This is a genomic window from Streptococcus oralis (genome assembly GCF_002386345.1).
Taxonomy (GTDB): domain Bacteria; phylum Bacillota; class Bacilli; order Lactobacillales; family Streptococcaceae; genus Streptococcus; species Streptococcus oralis_S.
This window is the reverse complement of record NZ_CP023507.1, coordinates 442971-465130: the sequence shown is the minus strand read 5'-3', so window position 1 is coordinate 465130 and position 22160 is coordinate 442971. Positions and strand designations below refer to the sequence as shown.

At 43.4% G+C, this 22160-nt stretch carries 25 protein-coding genes; 3 read left to right on the top strand and 22 right to left on the bottom strand.

Annotated features, from left to right (window positions below):
• Positions 1–33: 33 nt before the first annotated feature.
• From glmM to cdaA, 3 genes are read right to left on the bottom strand one after another with little or no spacing between them, the layout of a single operon-like run.
• On the bottom strand, positions 34–1386 hold the full coding sequence (gene glmM, locus CO686_RS02420) for a phosphoglucosamine mutase (RefSeq protein WP_049500655.1): 1353 nt from the start codon (positions 1384–1386) through the stop codon (positions 34–36).
• A gap of 28 nt (positions 1387–1414) precedes the next feature.
• On the bottom strand, positions 1415–2197 hold the full coding sequence (locus tag CO686_RS02415) for a CdaR family protein (protein ID WP_001230923.1): 783 nt from the start codon (positions 2195–2197) through the stop codon (positions 1415–1417).
• On the bottom strand, positions 2184–3041 hold the full coding sequence (gene cdaA / locus CO686_RS02410) for a diadenylate cyclase CdaA (RefSeq protein WP_001011078.1): 858 nt from the start codon (positions 3039–3041) through the stop codon (positions 2184–2186). Before cdaA ends, CO686_RS02415 begins: the two co-directional genes overlap by 14 nt.
• 135 nt (positions 3042–3176) lie before the next feature.
• Between cdaA and CO686_RS02400 the strand changes: the two genes are divergently transcribed.
• Positions 3177–4145, top strand: a complete 969-nt coding sequence (locus CO686_RS02400) for an NAD(P)/FAD-dependent oxidoreductase (protein WP_049500657.1) — start codon at positions 3177–3179, stop codon at positions 4143–4145.
• 32 nt (positions 4146–4177) lie between these two features.
• Here CO686_RS02400 and whiA read toward each other — a convergent pair whose 3' ends face one another.
• From whiA to CO686_RS02350, 10 genes are all read right to left on the bottom strand, one after another.
• Positions 4178–5089, bottom strand: coding sequence for a DNA-binding protein WhiA (whiA, locus tag CO686_RS02395; RefSeq protein WP_049500659.1), 912 nt, complete (start codon positions 5087–5089; stop codon positions 4178–4180).
• Complete coding sequence (locus CO686_RS02390; RefSeq protein ID WP_049500661.1) at positions 5086–6063, bottom strand: YvcK family protein; 978 nt, start codon at positions 6061–6063, stop codon at positions 5086–5088. Before CO686_RS02390 ends, whiA begins: the two co-directional genes overlap by 4 nt.
• Positions 6060–6950 carry an RNase adapter RapZ gene (gene rapZ, locus CO686_RS02385; protein ID WP_000163039.1) on the bottom strand — a complete coding sequence of 297 codons (891 nt, stop codon included), beginning with the start codon at positions 6948–6950 and terminating at the stop codon, positions 6060–6062. The genes CO686_RS02390 and rapZ overlap by 4 nt, the downstream gene beginning before the upstream one ends.
• 51 nt (positions 6951–7001) lie before the next feature.
• A complete protein-coding gene (locus CO686_RS02380) occupies positions 7002–7382 on the bottom strand; it encodes a RidA family protein (protein WP_001140428.1) in 381 nt (126 codons plus the stop codon).
• Positions 7383–7391: 9 nt separating this feature from the next.
• Positions 7392–7979, bottom strand: coding sequence for a ribosome biogenesis GTP-binding protein YihA/YsxC (gene yihA, locus CO686_RS02375; RefSeq protein ID WP_000405203.1), 588 nt, complete (start codon positions 7977–7979; stop codon positions 7392–7394).
• A gap of 8 nt (positions 7980–7987) precedes the next feature.
• A complete protein-coding gene (clpX, locus tag CO686_RS02370) occupies positions 7988–9220 on the bottom strand; it encodes an ATP-dependent Clp protease ATP-binding subunit ClpX (protein ID WP_002874765.1) in 1233 nt (410 codons plus the stop codon).
• Positions 9221–9251: 31 nt separating this feature from the next.
• Complete coding sequence (locus CO686_RS02365; protein ID WP_000442252.1) at positions 9252–9422, bottom strand: hypothetical protein; 171 nt, start codon at positions 9420–9422, stop codon at positions 9252–9254.
• Positions 9422–9928 carry a dihydrofolate reductase gene (locus CO686_RS02360; protein WP_049489755.1) on the bottom strand — a complete coding sequence of 169 codons (507 nt, stop codon included), beginning with the start codon at positions 9926–9928 and terminating at the stop codon, positions 9422–9424. Before CO686_RS02360 ends, CO686_RS02365 begins: the two co-directional genes overlap by 1 nt.
• A gap of 118 nt (positions 9929–10046) precedes the next feature.
• Complete coding sequence (cmk, locus tag CO686_RS02355) at positions 10047–10721, bottom strand: (d)CMP kinase (protein ID WP_049549903.1); 675 nt, start codon at positions 10719–10721, stop codon at positions 10047–10049.
• A 9-nt stretch (positions 10722–10730) separates the two neighbouring features.
• Positions 10731–11237: an SAG1386/EF1546 family surface-associated protein gene (locus tag CO686_RS02350; RefSeq protein WP_049549902.1), complete on the bottom strand. Its 507-nt coding sequence runs from the start codon at positions 11235–11237 to the stop codon at positions 10731–10733.
• A 45-nt stretch (positions 11238–11282) separates the two neighbouring features.
• Here CO686_RS02350 and CO686_RS02345 point away from each other — a divergent pair, with 45 nt between their 5' ends.
• Positions 11283–11486 carry a ferredoxin gene (locus CO686_RS02345; protein ID WP_002874767.1) on the top strand — a complete coding sequence of 68 codons (204 nt, stop codon included), beginning with the start codon at positions 11283–11285 and terminating at the stop codon, positions 11484–11486.
• A gap of 75 nt (positions 11487–11561) precedes the next feature.
• On the opposite strand, the gene CO686_RS02340 is transcribed toward CO686_RS02345, so the two are convergent.
• From CO686_RS02340 to CO686_RS02315, 6 genes are all read right to left on the bottom strand, one after another.
• Complete coding sequence (locus CO686_RS02340; protein WP_049500670.1) at positions 11562–12527, bottom strand: glycosyltransferase family 2 protein; 966 nt, start codon at positions 12525–12527, stop codon at positions 11562–11564.
• A 1-nt stretch (position 12528) separates the two neighbouring features.
• Positions 12529–13548 (bottom strand): UDP-glucose 4-epimerase GalE, encoded by a 1020-nt coding sequence (galE, locus tag CO686_RS02335; RefSeq protein ID WP_001156532.1) that lies wholly within the window; start codon positions 13546–13548, stop codon positions 12529–12531.
• Positions 13549–13649: 101 nt separating this feature from the next.
• Entirely contained in the window at positions 13650–14753 is a 1104-nt protein-coding gene (locus tag CO686_RS02330; protein WP_172844166.1) for an NAD(P)/FAD-dependent oxidoreductase, read from the bottom strand.
• Between the two features lie 16 nt (positions 14754–14769).
• On the bottom strand, positions 14770–15567 hold the full coding sequence (locus tag CO686_RS02325; RefSeq protein WP_096753455.1) for a Nif3-like dinuclear metal center hexameric protein: 798 nt from the start codon (positions 15565–15567) through the stop codon (positions 14770–14772).
• Positions 15561–16232: a tRNA (adenine(22)-N(1))-methyltransferase gene (locus tag CO686_RS02320; protein WP_096753454.1), complete on the bottom strand. Its 672-nt coding sequence runs from the start codon at positions 16230–16232 to the stop codon at positions 15561–15563. Before CO686_RS02320 ends, CO686_RS02325 begins: the two co-directional genes overlap by 7 nt.
• A 207-nt stretch (positions 16233–16439) precedes the next feature.
• Positions 16440–18776, bottom strand: coding sequence for a cation-translocating P-type ATPase (locus CO686_RS02315; RefSeq protein ID WP_096753800.1), 2337 nt, complete (start codon positions 18774–18776; stop codon positions 16440–16442).
• Positions 18777–18908: 132 nt separating this feature from the next.
• Between CO686_RS02315 and CO686_RS02310 the strand changes: the two genes are divergently transcribed.
• A complete protein-coding gene (locus CO686_RS02310) occupies positions 18909–19658 on the top strand; it encodes a lysophospholipid acyltransferase family protein (protein WP_096753453.1) in 750 nt (249 codons plus the stop codon).
• A 42-nt stretch (positions 19659–19700) separates the two neighbouring features.
• On the opposite strand, the gene CO686_RS02305 is transcribed toward CO686_RS02310, so the two are convergent.
• From CO686_RS02305 to CO686_RS02295, 3 genes are read right to left on the bottom strand one after another with little or no spacing between them, the layout of a single operon-like run.
• Positions 19701–20393: an alpha/beta hydrolase-fold protein gene (locus CO686_RS02305; protein WP_000175773.1), complete on the bottom strand. Its 693-nt coding sequence runs from the start codon at positions 20391–20393 to the stop codon at positions 19701–19703.
• Positions 20374–21384, bottom strand: a complete 1011-nt coding sequence (locus tag CO686_RS02300) for an ABC transporter substrate-binding protein (RefSeq protein ID WP_096753452.1) — start codon at positions 21382–21384, stop codon at positions 20374–20376. The genes CO686_RS02305 and CO686_RS02300 overlap by 20 nt, the downstream gene beginning before the upstream one ends.
• Positions 21385–21403: 19 nt before the next feature.
• A complete protein-coding gene (locus tag CO686_RS02295; RefSeq protein WP_000364115.1) occupies positions 21404–22159 on the bottom strand; it encodes an ABC transporter ATP-binding protein in 756 nt (251 codons plus the stop codon).
• Between the last annotated feature and the right edge of the window lies 1 nt (position 22160).

The window sequence follows — 22160 nt, the reverse complement described above, 5'->3', positions numbered from 1 at the left end:
ACATTTTTATCATTTCATCTAGTTTTCTAGGCTTTAGTCAATTCCGATTTCATCTTTAACAACAGCAGCAATTGTATCTACGTAGTAGTTAACTTCTTCTGTTGTTGGGGCTTCTGCCATGACGCGCAAGAGGGGTTCTGTTCCACTTGGGCGGACAAGGATACGACCGTTCCCTGCCATTTCTTCTTCCATCTTTTCGATGATTGTTTTGATGGCTGGTACTTCCATAGCCTTTTCTTTCATGGCATTTTCCACTCGGATATTGACCAGTTTTTGTGGGTAAATCGTCACTTCTGATGCCAGTTGAGACAAGCTCTTGCCTGTTTCTTTCATGATTTTAGTCAATTGGACAGCTGATAATTGACCATCACCAGTTGTGTTGTAATCCATTAAGATAACGTGACCAGACTGTTCACCACCAAGGTTGTAGCCTGATTTTCTCATTTCTTCAACGACATAGCGGTCACCAACAGCAGTCACTGCCTTGTTAATGCCAGCACTCTCCAAGGCCTTATGGAAGCCAAGGTTAGACATAACCGTTGTCACAATGGTGTTTTGAGCCAACTGGCCTTTTTCAGAAAGGTATTTACCGATGATATACATGATCTTATCACCATCGACGATGTCACCATTTTCATCAACAGCAATCAAACGGTCACTATCACCGTCAAAGGCCAAACCAATAGCTGACTGGCTTTCTTTGACAACTTCTTGAAGAGCTTCTGGATGTGTAGAACCCACATTCAAGTTGATATTAAGACCATCTGGTGTCTCACCGATAACTGTCAACTGAGCACCAAGATCAGCGAAAATCTGACGGGCACTTGTAGACGCTGCACCGTTCGCTGTGTCCAAGGCCACTTTCATTCCCTCAAGAGGCGTTCCAGTTGAAACAAGGTAGCCTTCATACTTACGCAAACCTTCTGGATAGTCCACCAAGGTTCCTAAACCTTCGGCACTTGGACGAGGAAAAGTGTCTTCGGTAGCATCTAGCAAGGCTTCAATTTCTGCTTCTTTTTCATCATCAAGTTTGAAACCATCCCCACCAAAGAACTTAATCCCATTATCAAGGGCTGGGTTGTGGCTCGCTGAAATCATGACACCCGCACTAGCTCCCTCAGTTTTGACCAAGTAAGCTACTGCTGGTGTTGCAAGGACACCAAGTTTGTAGACGTGAATCCCTACAGAGAGAAGACCTGCCACCAAGGCTGATTCTAACATTTTTCCTGAGATACGTGTATCACGTCCTACAAAGACTTTAGGGGCTTCTGTTTCGTGTTGACTGAGGACATATCCACCAAAACGGCCTAGTTTAAAAGCCAATTCTGGTGTCAGTTCTACGTTTGCTTCTCCACGGACTCCATCGGTCCCAAAATATTTACCCATTTTATTTATCATCCTTTTCTATTATTTATTATTGTTTAGACGAATCTGATTTTGTTTCTGAACTCGTTGAAGACGAACTGCCTTCTGAGGAACTTGTTGACGAGTTACTTGAACTAGACGTTGCTGTTTTTGTTGTAATTTTCATAGTTGTGTCAAACGGCATAATGACGCTTGGTAAGACATTTCCATTTTTATCGACTGCTTGTAGAGGAACAGAGGACGAGTAGTTTCTAGTTATCCGTTCACTCGTCGGTAAGATGGCAATGACACGATCTACTTTGGAGAGGGTTTCCTCATCACTAATAACCGTTACTTTTTCATCTGATACAGTAACTGTATCGATTTTCACGCGAGAATCAATCTGACTAGGGTCAATCTCCGGCACAACAATGACATTGTCTCGTTTTGCTTTTTTACCGACCTTCACTGTTATCTTTTGCGGTGTCGCAACAGCCGTCAAACCGCTCGGAAGATTTTCAATGGTTAGAGGAACTTCGATGGTTCCTACACTGGCATCAGAAAGATCAGCCGTCACCTTAAATTTGCGGGTACTTTCCTGCATCTCACTCGCCAAAGCAACTCTGTTTGACCCTGTTAGAAAGACCGTCACCTCAGATGTAAAACCACTGATAAAATACTGATCACTGTCATACTGAATATCAATTGGGACATTAAGAACTGTGTTTGTATAAGTCTCCGTCCGCACCTGTCTGGCACTGTTGCTATTCTGATAGTTTGTCAATGTTGCATAGATAAAGAGAATGCAGGCGAAAAAGAAGGAAGAAATGATGTATAGACTATTTTTTCTCATGTTTCAATCCTCCTAGCAAGCGCTCTTTCAGACCTTGCTTTTTCTCTGATTTTGGAAGTAAGATTCTTCTTAACTCCGATTCAAACTCTTCCAAGGTTAAATCGTGCTTAAAGACTCCATTATAGGTGATTGAGATTCCACCCGTTTCTTCCGAAACCACAAAGGTAAGAGCATCTGACACTTCCGACAAACCGATTGCCGCTCTGTGACGCGTTCCAAACTCCTTGGAAATCCCGGTATCTTCAGTCAGGGGTAGATAGGCTGAAGTTACAGCAATCCGGTCTTCCTTGATAATAACAGCACCATCATGCAAGGGAGTATTGGGAATGAAAATATTGATAAGCAATTCAGCCGAAATTTTAGCATCTAAAGGGATCCCTGTCGAGATGTATTCCTGCAAGGTTCTCACTCTCTGAACCACTACAAGCGCCCCAATCTTACGAGGACTCATGTATTCAACTGATTTCACAAATGCACGAACCATTTGCTCTTCCGCACTGATAGGGGCATTGGAGAAGAAATCAGTAGCCCGGCCCAATCGCTCCAAACCTGTTCGAATCTCTGGTGAAAAGATAACCACCGCTGCAATCACCCCGTAGGTGATGATCTGATTGATCAACCAGGAAATAGTTGTTAAACCAATCATATTGGAAAGAATCTGGGCTAGAATAAAAACTAAGACTCCACGGACCAATATCATAATCTTGGTGCCTGCAATAGCTTTAGTAAAATGATATAAAATATAAGTCACAATGAGAATATCAATCAGATTGGTGACTATACTCCAAGGACTTGAAAACAAACTCGTCCAGTATTGTAAATTGGATAATTGTTGAAAATTCATCCTTGGCCTCCTCCCTGTCAAAACACTTTACTCATCATTATACCATTTTTTGCCCATTTTTTCCCTATCCTACCTCATTTTAAATTAAGCAAAAATATGATAAAATAAACTGACTAGAAAAACAAAGGAGAAATCATGTCTCAACTCTATGATATTACCATTGTAGGTGGCGGTCCTGTCGGGCTCTTTGCTGCCTTTTACGCCCACCTACGCCAAGCCAAAGTCCAAATCATCGACTCTCTTCCCCAGCTCGGTGGTCAACCAGCCATCCTCTACCCTGAAAAGCAAATCCTTGATGTTCCAGGTTTTCCAAACTTAACCGGAGAAGAGTTGACCAATCGCTTGATTGAACAGCTAAACGGCTTTGATACTCCTATTCATCTCAACGAAACCGTTCTTGAGATTGAAAAACAAGAAGAAGGCTTTGCCATTACAACCTCTAAAGGTAGCCACCTGACTAAAACAGTTATCATTGCCATGGGTGGTGGTGCCTTCAAACCACGTCCGCTCGAATTGGAGAACGTTGAAGACTATGAAAATATCCACTACCACGTTTCCAATATCCAACAATACGCTGGCAAGAAAGTAACCATCCTTGGTGGGGGAGACTCAGCTGTGGACTGGGCTCTAGCTTTTGAAAAGATTGCCCCAACTACCCTTGTTCACCGCAGAGATAATTTCCGCGCCTTGGAACATAGTGTGCAAGCCTTGCAAGAATCATCTGTGACCATCAAGACACCGTTCGTCCCTAGCCAACTCCTTGGAGATGGTAAAACACTCGACAAACTAGAAATCACCAAAGTCAAATCAGATGAAACCGAAACTATCGAAGTAGACCATCTCTTTGTCAACTACGGCTTCAAGTCTTCTGTTGGTAATCTTAAAAATTGGGGTCTGGACCTCAACCGTCACAAGATTATCGTCAATAGCAAGCAAGAGTCTAGCCAAGAGGGTATCTACGCCATTGGGGACTGCTGCTACTATGAAGGTAAGATTGATTTGATTGCGACAGGACTAGGTGAAGCTCCAACTGCTGTTAACAATGCTATCAACTACATTGACCCAGAACAAAAAGTTCAACCCAAACACTCGACCAGTTTATAAGAAAAGAACCACGAATCAACTGATTCGTGGTTTTATAGTTCATCTGCGATCTTGTTTATTTTTCTGAGTCTGTGATTAACACCACTTTTAGTCAGGGGATTGCTCAGGCTATCTGCCAACTGCTGGATAGAGTAGTCTGGGTGCTGGATTCGCAACTGCGCTACCTCTTGCAAATCCACGGGTAAATTTTCCAAACCCATTCTATCTTTGATTTTACTGATATTATTGATGGTCTTCATACTAGCAGAAACCGTTCGAGCGATATTGGCTGTTTCAGCATTATTAGCCCGATTGAGATCGTTACGAGTTTCACGCAAAATCTTGACGCGCTCAAAATTATCACGCGCCTGCATGGCCCCAATCACGATCAAGAAATCCATGATGTCTTCTGCACGCTGAAGATAGGTAACCGCACCTTTCCTGCGCTCAATAACCTTGGCGTCCAGCAAAAACTGCTGGAGGAGAGAGGCCAGTCCTTGGGCATGGTCCAGATAAACAGAACTAATCTCCAACTGGTACTTGCCAGACTCAGGATCTCGGATGCTACCATTTGCTAGAAAGGCCCCACATAAGTAAGCACGACCAGCCTCCTCATCTGCTAAAATATCGGGATCAATACCCGTCTCCAAACCAAAGAAGGAATCCGCAAGCCGCAAATCAGCTAAAATCTCCTGCACCCTCTCATCAGTATAGACCGTGTAGACACGATTCTTGCGAAGATTGCTTCTCTGATGGTGACGAATTTCTGACTTGATCTCATAAAAATGGAGAAAGGACTCATAAAGGTGCCGAGCTAACTTGGCATTTTCGGTCACGACGGACAAGGTCAAGCCCGAACTAGATAGACCGATACTTCCAGACATCTTGATAATGGCCGATAGTTCATAACGACTGAGATGGTGTTGACCAAGAATTTCCTCTTTTACTGCAACTGTGAAACTCATTTTCTCACCTGTATAATACGCATCAATTCGTCTACAATCAAATCGCCATCATGGAAGGCTCCTCCATTTTCCAAACGAAGGAAGTTGGATGAAATCACACGAGGAACCTGCTTGCAAAGACCAGCAAAGTCATGCTCTACCTGAACCAAATACTCATCAAAACGGTTGGTATCCATGTATTCTCTAGGAACCTTTTCGATATTAACCAAGACCGTATCAATAAAAGGCCGACCTAAGTGTCGATGGAGGACTTCCACGTGGTCACTGTCTGAAAAGTACTCTGTTTCCCCACGCTGGGTCATGATATTGCAGACATAGGCAATCTCAGCCTTAGTATCCAAGAGAGCCTGCCCAATCTCCTCAATGACAATATTCGGCAAAATCGATGTAAAGAGGGAACCAGGCCCCAAGACAATCATGTCACTCTCGAGAATGGTATTGACTACTCGACGGCTGGCTTGCGGTGTTTCATCATCCAAGGTATTGGTCACATAGACATGGTCGATCATGCCTGGATGATCTGCAATGTGGCTCTCACCTGCCACCTCAGAACCGTCTTTAAAGACTGCATGCAGTGTCAAAGGCTGATCGCTTGAGGGGTAGATTTTTCCTGTTGTGTGGAAAAAGAGACTTAGCAGCTGCATGGCATTGTAAGTGGACCCTTGCATTTCAGAAAGTCCTGCTATAATGATATTTCCTAGAGGATGACCCGCAAAAGCACCAGCGTCTTCTGAAAAGCGGTACTGAAAAACCTTCTCATAAAACTTAGGCATATCCGACATGGCTACCAGGACATTGCGAAGATCTCCTGGTGGTGTCAGCTGTTGGATATTCTTTCTTAGTTCACCAGAAGAGCCACCATCATCAGCTACCGTTACGATGGCAGCGATATCAACATCCTTTTCTCGCAAGCTTTTCAAAATGACGGGGATACCTGTTCCTCCACCAATTACCGTTATCTTTGGTTTTCTCATGAACGGTTTACCGTTTCCTTTCTTCTGTCTTTGTCACGATGGCTTTCATTGACAGGCCAGTTTTTAGCAAGGTCCTCAGCTATGCGCTTGGCAAAGGCAACACTACGGTGTTGTCCACCTGTACATCCTACTGCAATGGTTAAAACAGACTTGCCTTCTTTTTTGTAACTTGGCAAAATGGGCTCGATCAAGGCGAGTAAGTGCTGATAAAAACTTTCAGACTCTTCATGATTCATCACATAGTCATAAACTGCTTGATCCTCACCTGTCTGATTACGGAGTTCAGGCAGGTAGTATGGATTTGGCAAAAAACGGACATCAAAGACCAGGTCTGCATCGATCGGGATACCATACTTGAATCCAAATGACATGACCTCGATACGGAAAGACTGGGCTTGTTCTTGGTCTGAAAATTGCTCAGCAATGGTTTTACGAAGTTCACGTGGGGTGAGTTCTGTCGTATCCACCACATTTTGGCTCATGTTTTTCAAAGGTGCCAAAAGTTCACGTTCCAGCTTAATGCCATCTAAAATTCGACCATCTGCAGCAAGTGGGTGACTCCGTCTGGTTTCCTTGTAACGGGCTACCAATTCCTTATCTGCTGCGTCTAAAAAGAGGATTTTGAAGTCCAAATCATCTTGGTTTTCCAATTCATCCAAAACAGCCTGAATCTCTGAAAAGAAGGAACGACTACGCATATCGACTACCAAGGCCAGTTTGTGGTCATCGTCCTTGGTCTCTACCAACTGCAAAAACTTTGGCAAGAGGGCTGGCGGCATATTGTCAATGGTAAAATATCCCAAATCTTCGAAGGACTGAATGGCTACCGTTTTCCCTGCGCCACTCATCCCTGTCACAATCACCAGGTGAAGTTGTTTCTTTGTCATCTATCTCTCCTTATATCAAAAAAAGTTTGGCAGAGCCAAACTTCAACTAGCTTATCCAATCTCTGCGATCACTTCAATTTCGACTTTTACATCACGAGGAAGACGTGCAACCTCTACAGCTGAACGAGCTGGGAACTCCTCTTTAAAGGCAGTCTGGTAAACCTCGTTAAAAGGAACAAAGTCATTCATATCGCTCAAGAAGCAAGTTGTTTTAACAACATGGTCAAAGTCTGTTCCTGCTTCTGCCAAAATAGCACCGATATTTTTCAAGACTTGTTCTGTCTGTTCTTGGATTGTTTTTCCTACAATTTCTCCAGTTTCAGGAGATAGGGGAACTTGACCGCTAGCAAACAAAAGATTGCCAACGATTTTCCCTTGAACATAAGGTCCGATTGCTTTTGGAGCTTTGTCTGTATGAATTGTTTTTGCCATTTCTTTCCCTCACAATTTTTCTAATATTGCGTCCCAAGCCTGATCCATCCCTGCCTTGCTGACAGATGAAAAGAGGATGAAGTCGTCACTTGGGTCAAAGTTTAATTTCTTTTTGATTGCTGATTCGTGCTTGTTCCACTTACCACGAGGAATCTTGTCTGCCTTGGTCGCAACGATGATAACTGGAATCTCATAATACTTGAGAAATTCGTACATCTGCACATCATCTGCTGACGGGTCGTGGCGGAGATCCACCAAACTGACGACCGCACGGAGATTTTCCCGAGTCGTTAGGTACTCCTCAATCATGCGCCCCCACTTTTCACGCTCCTTTTTGGAAACGCGGGCATAGCCGTAACCTGGTACATCTACAAAACGCATCTTGTCATCAATGTTGAAGAAGTTGAGTAACTGGGTTTTCCCAGGTTTCCCTGATGTACGGGCAAGATTTTTGCGGTTGAGCATGGTGTTGATAAAGCTGGACTTCCCAACATTGGAGCGCCCTGCAAGGGCAATCTCCGGCAGTTCATCCTGCGGATAGTGGGACTTGTTGGCCGCACTGAGTAAGATTTCAGCATTATGTGTATTGATTTCCATAGTCACCTCTAGGCTGTTTCTAGGATTGGTTTTTCCGTTCCGTCAACAGCTTCTTTGGTGATGCGGACCAATTTCACATTTTCCTGACTTGGCACTTCAAACATAACGTCTAGCATGGTTTCTTCGATGATGGAGCGAAGACCACGCGCACCCGTTTTGCGTTCGATAGCCTTATTGGCAATCTCTTGAAGAGCTTCGTCGTCAAATTCCAACTCGACATCGTCATAAGAAAGCAAGGTTTGGTATTGTTTGACCAAGGCATTTCTTGGCTCTTTCAAGATGCGAACCAAGTCATCGACTGTTAATTGCTCAAGAGCTGCAAAGACTGGCAAACGTCCAATCAACTCAGGAATAATCCCGAATTTTTGAATATCTTCTGCGATGATTTCTTGCATGTAGGAGCTATTTTCGTCAATCGCCTTATTATTTTGACCAAATCCAATAACCTTTTCACCCAAACGTTGTTTGACAATTTCTTCGATGCCATCAAAAGCACCACCCACGATAAAGAGGATATTTTTAGTATCCACCTGAATCATCTCTTGTTGTGGATGTTTGCGTCCTCCTTGAGGCGGTACGCTAGCAACGGTTCCCTCGATAATCTTGAGAAGGGCTTGTTGTACCCCTTCGCCCGAAACGTCACGTGTGATAGACACATTCTCGCTCTTCTTGGCAATTTTGTCAATTTCATCTACGTAGATAATCCCACGTTCTGCACGTTCGATGTTAAAGTCAGCAGCCTGCAAGAGTTTGAGGAGGATATTTTCCACATCCTCACCCACATACCCAGCCTCAGTCAGAGCTGTCGCATCTGCAATAGCAAAAGGCACATTCAAGCTCTTAGCCAAAGTCTGAGCCAAGAAGGTTTTCCCAGAACCAGTTGGGCCAATCATCAAGATGTTTGACTTCTGCAAATCCACATCTTCTGACTCTTCACGCGTATCGTGGAAATTGATGCGTTTGTAGTGGTTGTAAACTGCCACTGCCAAGGCACGTTTGGCACGATCCTGACCAATCACATAGTGGTTTAGGATATTGAGGAGTTCGATTGGTTTTGGTACTTCAGACAAGTCTGCCAAGACTTCCTCAGCCAACTCCTCCCGAATGATTTCCTGGGCCAACTCCACACATTCATTACAGATAAAGGCGTTGTTCCCAGCGATTATTTTCTTTACTTCTTCTTGGCTTTTGCCACAAAATGAGCAATAAACCATCATATCATTTTTCCTATTTGTAGGCATGATTTCCTTCCATTCTAATTTATCATTCTATCTAAAATAAGGTCATATAAAAAGCGTGGACACTGTTGACCAGATTGGTAAAAGCATTCAACCAGAGTAAGGCAGACAGTCCATAGCGCTTCTTACGAAAAGCCTGTGCTCCAGTCAAAATACAGATCACACACAAAAAAGCTGTAAAAAATCCAAATATACTGCGCTCCATTAGACTTCCTTTCTATCTCGGTATTCGATGGTAAAATCATAGTCGTTTTTCTCATCTCGGGTGTAAGATTTGCTTGCGACTGTCTCAAAATGAGACAAGTCAAACTCCTCAGGGAAATAGGTATCTCCCTCTACCTGAGCATGAATCTGTGTCACGATGATTTCATCTAAATATGGCTCAAAAGCCTGAAAAATCTGTTTTCCGCCAATGATATAGAGATTTTTTTCCTGACTCTGATACCACGCTAAAACAGACTCCACATTTTGAAATACGAGCGCCCCATCTATGACTTCTTCGCTATTGCGCGTTAAAATCAGGGTTTGCCGTTTTGGAAGCAGACGACGTCCCATACCATCAAAGGTCACTCGTCCCATCAGTATAGCATGATTTAAAGTTGTTTCCTTAAAATGTTGCAACTCTGCTGGCAAATGCCAAGGGAGACGATCTTCCTTCCCAATCACACCTTTTTCGTCTTGGGCCCAAATGGCTATGATTTTCTTTGTCATGCTTCCGTCCTTTTTATTGATACTACTATTTTATCAAAATTCTCCCAAAAAGGCTGTTTTGAAACGCGTGCAAAAGAGAGAAAAGGAGCAGGCTTCATTTAGCCTGCTCCTCTCGTCCCTAGGACGTATATTTTTTTGCTTCTGATTCAATTTTTTCAACCACTTCTTGGATACTTAGTCCAGTTGTGTCAAGATAAACTGCATCCTCAGCCTGTCTAAGAGGAGAGGTTTCACGATGACTATCCTTGTAGTCACGCGCAGCAATCTCTTCTTTCAGCGTTTCAAGGTCTGTTTCAATCCCTTTAGCAATATTTTCCTTGTAACGACGCTCTGCTCTTTCGTCAACAGAAGCCACTAAGAAAATCTTGAGTTCAGCTTGTGGTAAAACAACTGTCCCGATATCACGCCCATCCATAACGATACCACCTTGCTGAGCAATCTCTTGCTGGAGCGAAACCAGTTTCTCACGCACCTCAGGAATGGCAGCAATGCTTGAAACCTTGTTGGTCACTTCATTTTCACGAATCGGATGAGTAATATCAACATCCCCTACAAAAACAAGTTGCTCACCTGTTTCTGAACGTCCGAAACTAATGGGGTGTTGGTTAAGAAGCTCAAGAAGTTGGTCTACATTTCCTGCATTCAACTGGTGTTTGAGCGCTATATAAGTCGCAGCACGGTACATAGCACCTGTATCGAGATAAGTATAACCAAAATCCTTAGCGACAATCTTTGCGACCGTACTCTTACCACTCGAAGCTGGACCATCGATAGCAATTTGAATTGTCTTCATGACCGACTCCTATCTTGTCTTAATCACATCACCTGGATTGGCAAACCAAGATCCAGATGACATATGAGAAGGATTTAGGGCTTCTAGCTGGGCAATGGAAATCCCTGCACGTTGAGCAAGAGCTGCTTCTCCCTCTCCAGGATGTACTGTAAGTGTTCCTTCACCTTCTGTATGTTCTTCCGAACTGCTCTCTGAAGGTGTTGATTCAGAAGAAGCTGTTTCCTCTACCTTGCTACTTGAAGATGATGATGCTTCTACTTTAGAACTTGAACTTGTAGAAGGAGACGATGCATCATAGAAGTCCTTCAAAGATGAAGTACGATTGCTTCCTCCGGTTGATAGGTAAATCAATACAACTACCATTGCTACAACGATTACAAAGAAGAGGCTAGCTAGAACCGTCAAGACACGATTCGCAACAACACCCTTCCCTTTTTGTTTCCGGTGTCGACGCTCTGATCTTGTTTCTTCCTCATTGTTTTCGTAAATATCTTCTTGCCACGGTTCTTTTTCCATACCTTACTCCTTGTTTTTTTTACATTTTCTTATTACAATATAAATATGAAAGTCACACTTATACCCGAACGGTGCATCGCCTGCGGGCTTTGCCAAACCTATTCTGAACTCTTTGATTACCATGATAATGGAATCGTTCGATTTTACGATGATCCAGTTGAATTGCAAAGAGAAATCGCTGAGACCAGCGATGTTCTGGAGGCCATCAAAAATTGTCCTACACGTGCACTTCTAAAAGATCCATCGTAGGAATCAGGGAATAAATATAATTGATTTTTTCTCATTTTTCCCACACCTACTAGTTTAGCATATTTCTAGGTAAAATTATAGTCTTTTTTGGTTATTTTTTCCTTCAATAATAGAAAGGTCACTTTTTTCTTTGACGAGATAGAGTGGTCTTTTTTTGGTTTCTAGATAAATCTTACTGATATACTTACCGAGAATCCCAATCGTCAGGAGTTGAATCCCTCCAAGAAAGAGAATGACAGCCATCAAAGATGTCCAACCAGATGTGGGATTTCCCAGGATAAGAGTCCGAAACACTACAAAAACAGTCATCACAAAAGAAAGAAAACAAGATAGAAGTCCCGCTACAAAGGCTATACTCAAGGGGAAATCTGAAAAGTTAAGAATTCCTTCAATCGAGTAGAAAAAGAGTTGTCTAAAACTCCAACTGGTCTTGCCAGCCTGTCGTTCAACGTTTGGATAATCAAGATAGTGCGTTTTAAAACCCACCCAGGCAAAGAGTCCTTTAGAAAAACGATTGGATTCGGTCAGGGTTAAGATAGCATCTACCACAGACCGTCTCATCATACGAAAATCACGGACACCTGAGGGTAGAGCCACTGGGCTAATTTTTTGCATGAGGCGGTAAAAGAGGTCTGCACAGAAACTGCGGAAAAAGGGTTCTCCCTCCCGACTAGTTCTCCGTGTCCCAACACAGTCCAAGTCTGCATTTTGGTCTAGTAAGGCTTTCATCTCAAGTAGCATACTAGGAGGATCCTGAAGGTCTGCATCCATCACGACCACCAGGTCTCCAGTTGCATGCTGCAAGCCTGCGTATAAGGCTGCCTCTTTCCCAAAATTTCGTGAGAATGAGACATAACGGACCGCAGGATTTTGCTCCCGATAGGTCTTCAAAAGCTCTAAGGTCCCATCGTTTGAGCCATCGTCTACAAAGACATATTCGACTTCTGCTCCCAAGTCAGGAAGCAGAGCTTCCACAGACTTATAAAAAAGAGGAAGTACTTCCTCTTCGTTTAGACATGGGACAATGATTGAGATCATCATCTTAGTCTTCAAATCCATTTGGATGCTTGCTTTGCCAACGCCATGCGTCTTCACACATTTGGGTGATGTCGAGTTCTGCTTCCCATCCGAGCTCTGCTTTGGCTTTTGCTGGGTCTGAGTAGCAGGCAGCGATATCACCTGGGCGGCGTTCTACGATGCGGTAAGGAATAGGACGTCCCACTGCTTTTTCCATATTTTGGATAATTTCAAGAACGGAGTAACCTTTACCAGTTCCAAGGTTATAAATGTTTAGACCTGAACCTTTTTGGAGTTTTTTCAAAGCTGCAACGTGACCTTTAGCTAAATCGACAACATGGATATAGTCACGAACCCCGGTTCCATCTTCTGTATCGTAATCATCTCCAAACACTTGTACTTGTTCTAGTTTGCCCACTGCTACTTGTGAAACATAAGGCAAGAGATTGTTTGGAATTCCGTTAGGATTTTCTCCCAAGTCACCGCTCTCATGTGCTCCGATTGGGTTAAAGTAACGTAGCAAGACCACATTCCATTCTGAGTCTGCCTTGTAGATATCCGTCAAAATTTCCTCTAACATGAGCTTGGTACGACCGTATGGATTGGTCACTGAAAGTGGGAAATCTTCTAAGATTGGAACAGTGTGAGGATCTCCGTAAACTGTCGCAGAAGAACTGAAGATGATGTTCTTACAGTTATTTTCTTCCATAGCTTTTAGAAGGCTGACAGTTCCAGCGATATTGTTGTCATAGTAGGCAAGAGGGATACGGGTTGATTCGCCAACAGCCTTCAAACCAGCAAAGTGAATCACACCTGTTGGCTCTTCTTGCTTGAAAATATCTCTGAGAGTATCAGTATCACGGATATCTGCCTCATAGAAAGGAATTTCAACTCCTGTGATTCTTTCAACAACTTCTAAACTTTTACGGTTGCTGTTGACAAGGTTATCCACTACAACCACTTGATGACCTGCTTGGATCAATTCAATAACAGTGTGGGTTCCGATAAAACCTGCTCCACCTGTTACCAAAATTTTTTCTTGCATCTTTTTTCCTCGATTCTCGGATTATTTTTTCTTATTTTATCATTTTTGATGGGGAATGTCATTTGACATCCTAAACTACCTGCTAAAATTTCAGTAAAATCTTATTCGCTTTTTACTCGTTTGACATAGTTTGCGATTGGGTAGTTTACTGGGTCCAAGGTCAACTCCTTGTCTTGGACCAGCTGGGCTAGATGATACCCGATGATTGGACCCGTTGTGAGACCTGATGAACCTAGACCACTAGCCGCATAGACACCTGCCAATCCTGGCACTTGTCCAAAAAATGGGGAGAAATCACTGGTGTAGGCACGGATTCCCACACGCTCACCAGATGATTTCGCTTCTGCCAAGGCTGGGTAGTGAGGCAAGGCTGCCTCCTCCATTTGATGGAGCAAGGTTTCATCTACCGTCAAATCAAATCCCATATCATTTTCATGGGTAGCGCCCAAGGACAATTTCCCACCTGCAAAAGGGATCAAATCCCACTCCCCTTCTGGCATGACAACAGGGGAAGATGCTAGGTCTTTGGAGAGCTGATAATCTCGGAGTTGCCCCTTTTGGGGACGAACATCTACTTCATATCCTAAAGGTTCCAAAATGTCCCCCAACCAAGCTCCCGTCGCTAGAATAAGCTGATCAAACACCTCTTCGCCAATCTGATAGCCAGTTGCTAAAGGTGTCAGACTCACTTTTTCTTTGACCAGCTTGACTTGACTGGCTTCTAGCAAACGAGTCACTAATAGGTGGCCATCCACCCGTGCCCCACCAGAAGCATAGAGCAGGCTGTCAAATCCCTGCAAACCAGGGAATAATTCATTTGCAGATGCTTGGTCTAAAATGGCTAATTGACCTATCAAGGGAGATTCTTCCCTACGCTGGAGTGCTAGTTCATAGAGTTCTTCTAACTTGGATTCATCCTTTTTCAAGAGAAAAACTCCCGAACGCTGGTAAAAATCAATTTCCTGACCAGACTTTTCTATATCAGCCAACAAATCCACATAAAAGTCAGCCCCCAAGCGCGCCATCTTATACCAGGCTTTATTGCGACGTTTGGAAAACCAAGGACTGATAATTCCCGCTGCAGCCTTGGTTGCTTGCCCCTTTCCATGGTCAAAAACGGTCACCTCTAGATCACTTTCTTTAGAGAGGTAGTAGGCAGCAGTTGCCCCTACAATCCCTGCTCCAATAATGGCAACTTTTTTCATTGTCTTCACCTTCTAACTAGATATGGTGGAAAGGATTGGTCGATGCTTGACTAGGTACAATATCAATAGTCCAACCCTTTTCTTCCTTCCATTGAGTAAGGAGTGCAGCAATTTTTTCCACAAAAAGCACTTCGATATAGTGGCCCGGGTCCAATGCCAGCAAACCATCAGACAGCATATCCTGAGCTGTGTGATAGTATATATCACCAGTTATATAGACATCTGCTCCCTTTGCTAAAGCATCCTTATAGAAAGATTGACCACTACCACCACAGATGGCTACTCTTGAAATGGGCTTCTGCAAATCACTCTCTTGATAATGAACCATTCGAAGACTATCTAGACCAAAGACTTGCTTGACATGTTGGGCCAATTCCCCAAATGTCTGAGGCTGAATATTCCCAATCCGTCCAATTCCACGTTCTGGACCTGTCTCCTGTAGATAGATCGTTTCCTCAATACCTAACATCTGACAGAACCAGTCATTGAGGCCATTTTCAACGATGTCAATATTGGTATGGCTGACATAAACTGCGATGTCATGCTTGATCAGGTCGATGTAAATCTGATTTTGCGGACGGCTGGCTATCAGATCCTTGATAGGACGGAAAATTGGCGCGTGCTTAACGATAATCAAATCCACACCCTTTTCAATGGCTTCAGCCACCGTTTCTTCACGAATATCGAGAGCTACCATGACACTTTGGATATCCTTATCCAAAGTGCCAATTTGCAGGCCACGACTGTCACCCTCCATTGAAAATTCCTGAGGGCAAAAGGCTTCATAAGCTTGTATTACTTCACTTGCTAGCATGAAAGCACCTCCTTGATGGCTTGAATTTTATCTACTAAAACTTGACGTTCCTCCAGATTTTTTTCTGGGATTTGTTCGAGGGCGAACTCTAGCTTAACCGCTTCTTTTTGCCATTTTTGGACAAAAACTGGGCTGACTTCTTTGGATAAGAAGGGACCAAAGCGGACATCACTTGCTGATAGCTTCATTTGTCCTGATTCCACCACCAAAATCTCGTAGAATTTGCCTGCTTCTTCTAGAATGCTTTCTGCCACAATCTGAAAACCATTGGCTTGCAACCAAATGCGCAAGTCGTCTTCACGATTATTGGGCTGGAGGATTAAACGCTCTACATTAGCTAGCTTTTCCAAACCTTCTTTCAATATGGTAGCAATCAAACGGCCACCCATACCAGCAATGGTGATAACCGATACTTGGTCAGCCTCTTCAAAGGCTGCCAAGCCATTGGCTAAACGGACTTGAATTCTCTCTTTTAGATTGTGACTTTCAACATTTTTAACCGCTGACTGGTAGGGTCCTTCCACCACTTCCCCTGCAATGGCGCTTTTGATTTGGCCTCTCTCAACTAACTCGATGGGCAGATAAGCATGGTCACTTCCCACATCTAGTAAAATAGCTCCCTGCGGTACAAAGGACGCCACCAATTCTAATCTCTTTGAAATCATCTTCTCTCACTTTCCAAAACTCTGTTACCTCTTATTATACCACATTTCATACTCTTCAAAAATCAAATTCAAACCGCGTCAACGTCGCCTTGCCGTACTCAAGTACAGCCTGCGGCTAGTTTCCTAGTTTGCTCTTTGATTTTCATTGAGTATCAGCTAGCAATCTTGCACCTAAAAAGACCGCAATCCACAGATTGCAGTCTTTCTTTATTTTCTGGATTGGTAACGACTAGTTAGAATGAAAATCACGGTAAAGACCAACATCATGGCCCCATAGACAGGTAATGTTTGTCCTGTTAAGGTCGAAATTTCAAGCAACTTTTGGATCTTTGGGAAAAGAGCTGTAGCTAGGAAACCACCTACCGACCAAACAATCAAGAGGACACGCCAGAGGGTGAATGGTATGCAGGCTCTAAATACGGATAAGAAACCGATAGAACCAAGGAGATAATAGAGTAGGGTTGAGATTTCTAACTCAGACCAACCTTGACTCGCTCCAAATAGTTTCACAAAGAGAACGCTGAACACGACCATGAGTGCGCTTGGTAGGGCGCGAAGCATGGATCTTCTGAGGAAGTTTGGTTCAACAGGCTTGATATTTCGCTCAAAAGTCAGAACGAATGGTGGGAACCCTTCGACAAATTGGTCGATCATGGTAATCTGGATCGGAATAAAAGGGAAAATCAAAATCCACTCAGACCGTCCTAATAAAACACTGGCAATACAGATGACTGCAAGCAAGAAGGAATAGATGGTCTTAATCAAGAAAATCGGTGCGATATGGGCAATATTATTGACTACACGACGACCTTCAAAGAGAATCTCAGGAACATCATTAAAGTCTGAGTTCAAGAGAACTAGATTGGCAATCTGACGAGTCGCCGGATCTCCTTCAGCCATAACGATAGAACAATCTGCTTCGCGGAGAGCTAGGATATCATTGACACCATCCCCTGTCATTGCCGTTGTATGCCCTGCTTTTTTCAGAGTTTGGATGATGAGTTTCTTTTGATGAGGAGAAACACGTCCGAAAATAGCTGTCTCTTCAGCCATGGCAACCAATTCCTCATCTGTGATTTTTGAGCAATCTACATAGCTGTGATAGTCTACAAAGCCAGCCTTCTGGGCAATGCTGGATACTGTAACGGGATTGTCGCCAGAGATAATTTTGAGTCCCACTTCCTGAGAACGGAGGTAGTCCAGCGTCTCAGCGGCTCCTTCTCGAATGGGGTCCAAGATCTCCAGCAAGGCCAGGGCCTGAATATCAGATGGTTTCTGTGGTTTGTGATAGTCTAGTTTTTCCTGACTGAGGGCTAAGACCAAGACACGTGACCCTCTCTCTAGGGCCTCTCTGGCTTCAGGGACTTCAGAGTCCAACAACATCTCAGGTGCCCCTAAAAAAACCGTCCCCAGACCTTCTAACTCCATAGCTCCCCACTTACGGTCGCTTGAGAAAGGAAGATTCGAAAGCATAGGATAGGAAACCTGACCTTGGAAACGCTGGCGAATGGCTTGGGCTGTTGGATTTTTATCCTCACTATGAGCGATATAGCTAGTCAAAATGCTGGCAATAGCTTCATTACCATACGTTTCCGTCAGAGGAAGAATCGCCTCCACCTGCATCTTTCCTTGGGTGATGGTGCCCGTCTTGTCCAGACAGAGCATATCCACGCGAGCCAAGGTCTCGACAGAGTACATCTCCTGCACCAAGACCTTTTTCAAGCCCAGCTTGATCACCGCAGTCAAGAGCGAAGTGATGGTCAAGAGGGCGATTCCCTTGGGCAACATACCCAAAAGTGCTGTTGAAGTATTCACTACAGAAGACTTAAGAGGCAAACCTTTTAACATCAAGGCTTCTAACAAGAGAGCTAGACCAAAGGGAATGATAATCTTTCCAGTAAAACCAGCTAGCTTGTCTAGCGATTTCATGATACGGGAGTTAATTGGTTTCACTGTCTTAGCTTCCAGCATGAGTTTGGAAGCATAGTTTTCTGCCCCGACATGGTGAACTTGAGCCAAAACTGCGCCACTGGCTAGGAAACTCCCTGATAAAAGCAAGGCATCCACTTCTTTTTGCACCAAATCACTCTCACCCGTCAACATGGCTTCATTGACTTCCGCAAATCCTTCCAGAACCAGTGCATCACTGGGGATTTGCTCTCCAGCAGACAAACGAATGACATCTCCTAGAACCAACTCTTCTGGATCGAGAGCGACTTCTTGACCATCACGGATGGTTTTGACCTTTTCCTTGGTCATGAGATTGAGCTTGTCCACCATGTGTTTGGCCCGTAGCTCAGTCACAATCCCAGAAAAAGCGTTAAAGCAAATAACGGCAAAGAAAACCAGATTGCTCCAAGCCTGCACAAAGACCAGCGCTAGGGCAATAACAAAGTTTAATGCGTTAAAAAGTGTAAAAACATTTCGTTTGATGATTTGCCAAGTACTGGTACTGGCTGAAGCGGTAAAGTCATTGACCAAACCTTGAGCCTGTCTTTCCTTGACTTCTCTTTGGGTTAATCCCATAATCTTATTTTTATCCATAAATTCTATCATATCATTTTTTTAAAAAGAATTCTAATCCCATCTAAAACTGTTGGCTGATAACTGAAAAAGTTTGCCAGTAGTCTTTTGATAAGGTATAATAATAAAAGCAATACAATCGAAGGAGATCTCATGTTTTATACTTATTTACGTGGACTAGTCATGCTGATCTTGTGGTCCATCAATGGCAATGCCCACTATCACAATACTGATAAAATCCCTAGCCGAGACGAAAACTATATCCTCGTCGCACCTCACCGTACTTGGTGGGATCCTGTTTATATGGCCTTTGCGACCAAGCCAAAACAGTTCATCTTTATGGCCAAAAAAGAGCTGTTTAACAACCGCATCTTTGGCTGGTGGATCCGTATGTGTGGCGCCTTTCCTATCGACCGAGAAAAACCTAATGCCTCTGCCATCAAGTACCCTATCAACGTCCTCAAAAAAAGCGACCGCTCTCTCATCATGTTTCCAAGTGGGAGCCGTCACTCAAACGATGTCAAGGGTGGCGTAGCTCTGATTGCCAAGATGGCTAAGGTCCGTATCATGCCAGTTACCTATACTGGTCCCATGACCTTGAAAGGTTTGGTTAGCCGTGAACGTGTCGATATGAACTTTGGAAACCCTATCGATATCTCAGACATCAAGAAAATGAATGATGAAGGGATTGAAATGGTTGCAGACCGCATCCAAGCTGAATTCCAACGTTTAGACGAAGAAACCAAGCAATGGCACAATGATAAAAAACCAAACCCACTCTGGTGGTTTATCCGCATCCCTGCCCTCATCCTTGCTGTGGTTGTTGGTATCCTAACGATTATCTTTACCTTCATTGCAAGCTTTATCTGGAATCCAGATAAGAAGAGAGAGTCTCTTGGTTAAAAAATACAATTATCCCTTGGCTTTTACCAAGGGATATTTCTTTTATGCAATTTTCCATTTTTGGGCCAACCAGTTGGAAAAGGCTAGAAAGCGCTCAGCCACTTGCTCATGATGCCCATAGGGATCAAAGACAAACTGACCAGTCGGATAACGTTTCTGAAGACTGGTATGGATCTGCTCAGCATAAACTGGTGCTTGAGCCAAGCGATTAGTATGATGTGCTCCTTCTGTTTGACCATTCTGTAAATACAGTAAACAATCTAAGTTTTTCACCCTTTCATCTTTGCAATAAGTCGTAAAATCAGGATACCAAAAGGAACCGCAGATAGAGAAGATACAGGAGACCTTGTCAAAGCTGAATAGACTGTAGACTGCCGCCAGTCCACCTAATGAGTATCCTCCATAGGCAAGGCGATCTTCGTCCAGGCGATAAAGAGACCGCAACTTATCTAAAAGATTTCCAAATAAAAGTTCATGATAGGAATTTGCCTGGCCGCCAAAATCTGGAGTCCCCTCTCTCAGAGCAGCTGCCTCCCAGGGAGTGTAGTCATCTAGGCGATTTTTAGAGGTCAAGCCCACTAAAATCACAGACTCTGAAAGGGAAGATAGGAAATCCAAGTTTCCATCATTCAAGAGAACAGCTGGATAGATTTGGTTGGGATCATAGGCCGAAGGAAGGCTGACCTTGACTTGGATTCCCTCCCAATCAAACTCATTATTTATTGATAAAGTCATTGATTTTCTCAAGGGAATCAATTACTGCTGGACCATAATCCATCAACTCATCGTAAGAAATGGTCATGATTTTTTGATTCTTAATTGCAGGAACATTTTCCAAAACTTCATTTGCCTTCATCAACTCTACTGCGTTGGCATCCAATTTTTTATTACGGTCACTAGTTACATAGATAATCAACTCAGGATCCATAGACACGAGATTTTCCAAGGTTAAGCCTGATGTTCCCGTTGCAACATTTGTATAACCAAGTTGATTCAACAAGCTTTCTTGCAAAGCAGATTTGTATGCACCAAAGGTTTCGTCATTATAAGCAACCATAATCAAAGCCTTTTTCTTTTCACCTTGGCTTGTTGGATTTGCTTTCTTAACAGCGTCAATTTTAGCTTGTAATTGGGCTGCGTATTCATTGGCCTTGTCCTGAACATTGAAAATCATTCCAAGATTTTTGACATCTTCTACAATATTTCCCAAATCTTGCTGAATTGTTGAGAGAGAAGCTTTTTGCGTATAGACTGGGATTTTGTTTTCATTCCAAGTGCTAACTGTCCCCAAGGATTTTTCAGAAAACATCATGTTTCGACCCATCACAGCATCTGGTTCATAAGAAAGGACTGTCTCTTGAGAGACTGTTTTTTTATCGCCAATTTTAGGAATCGTCGCAATCGCGTCCTTGTATTTGTCCGTCACAGCATTGTCAGGGTTGAGCATGCCAGCAATTTTATCCTTCAAGCCTAACTCCAACAAGATTTCAGTGGTTGAAAGATTGTTGGTGATAACTTTTTCAGGTGCCTTGTCAAAGACTTGTTCGACTTCATTCCCCTTAGCATCATAGGTCTTGACCGTGAGTGGATAAGTCGTCTCTGCGCTGGCCTTTTGACTTGTTTCTGTGCTAGACTGTGTGGTAGTTTTTTCTGTAGTAGTATTGCCACAAGCTGCCATGGTTAGGGTAGCTACTGTTACGAGTAAAATGCTTAGTGTTTTTTTCATCTTGTTTTCCTTTTCATTCTTATAAATAGTGAATCATAGCTTGCTGATCCTCGGTCCAAGTAACCTGACTTTGAACTCCGTATACAATTTGCAATGACTCAGGGGTGATGGTCTCCTTTGGAGTCCCTTGGTAAAGGATTTCTCCCTCTTTCATCAGATAGAGATAATCCGAATAGCGACAAGCAAGTTGAATATCATGTAGGACAGCTAAAACATTGACCTTGAGATTCTTCACAATGGCCAACAAGTCTAACTGGTACTTGATATCCAGGTGATTGGTTGGTTCGTCCAGGAGCAAGAGAGTCGGTTCTTGCGCCAAGGCGCGGGCTAATAAGACTCGTTGTTTCTCCCCCCCTGACAGAGACGAATAGAGACGAGTTTTCTTCTCGAGCATATCCACCTTGACGAGAGCATCTTGAACGAGGGCATAATCTCTTTCCTTTTCCTTCTGTAAAAAAGAGAGGTGGGGAGTTCTTCCCAGCAAGACGATTTCCTCAACTGTACAATCAAACTGCAATTGATTAAACTGAGTTACAACTGCCATTTGCTTGGCTGTTTCTTTGAGTGACCAATGCTCCAGCGGCTTTCCATCTAGGCTTATCAAGCCTTTGTCCGCCTTTTCCTGACGATAAAGGAGTTTAAGCAGACTGGTTTTTCCACTTCCATTTGGTCCTAGTATCGTGTGAAATTGATGCCCCTCAACCTTAAGAGAAACTCCTTTGAGGATTTTTTTCTCTCCTAGTTCAAAGTGGACATCCTGACAAATCAAGTCCATA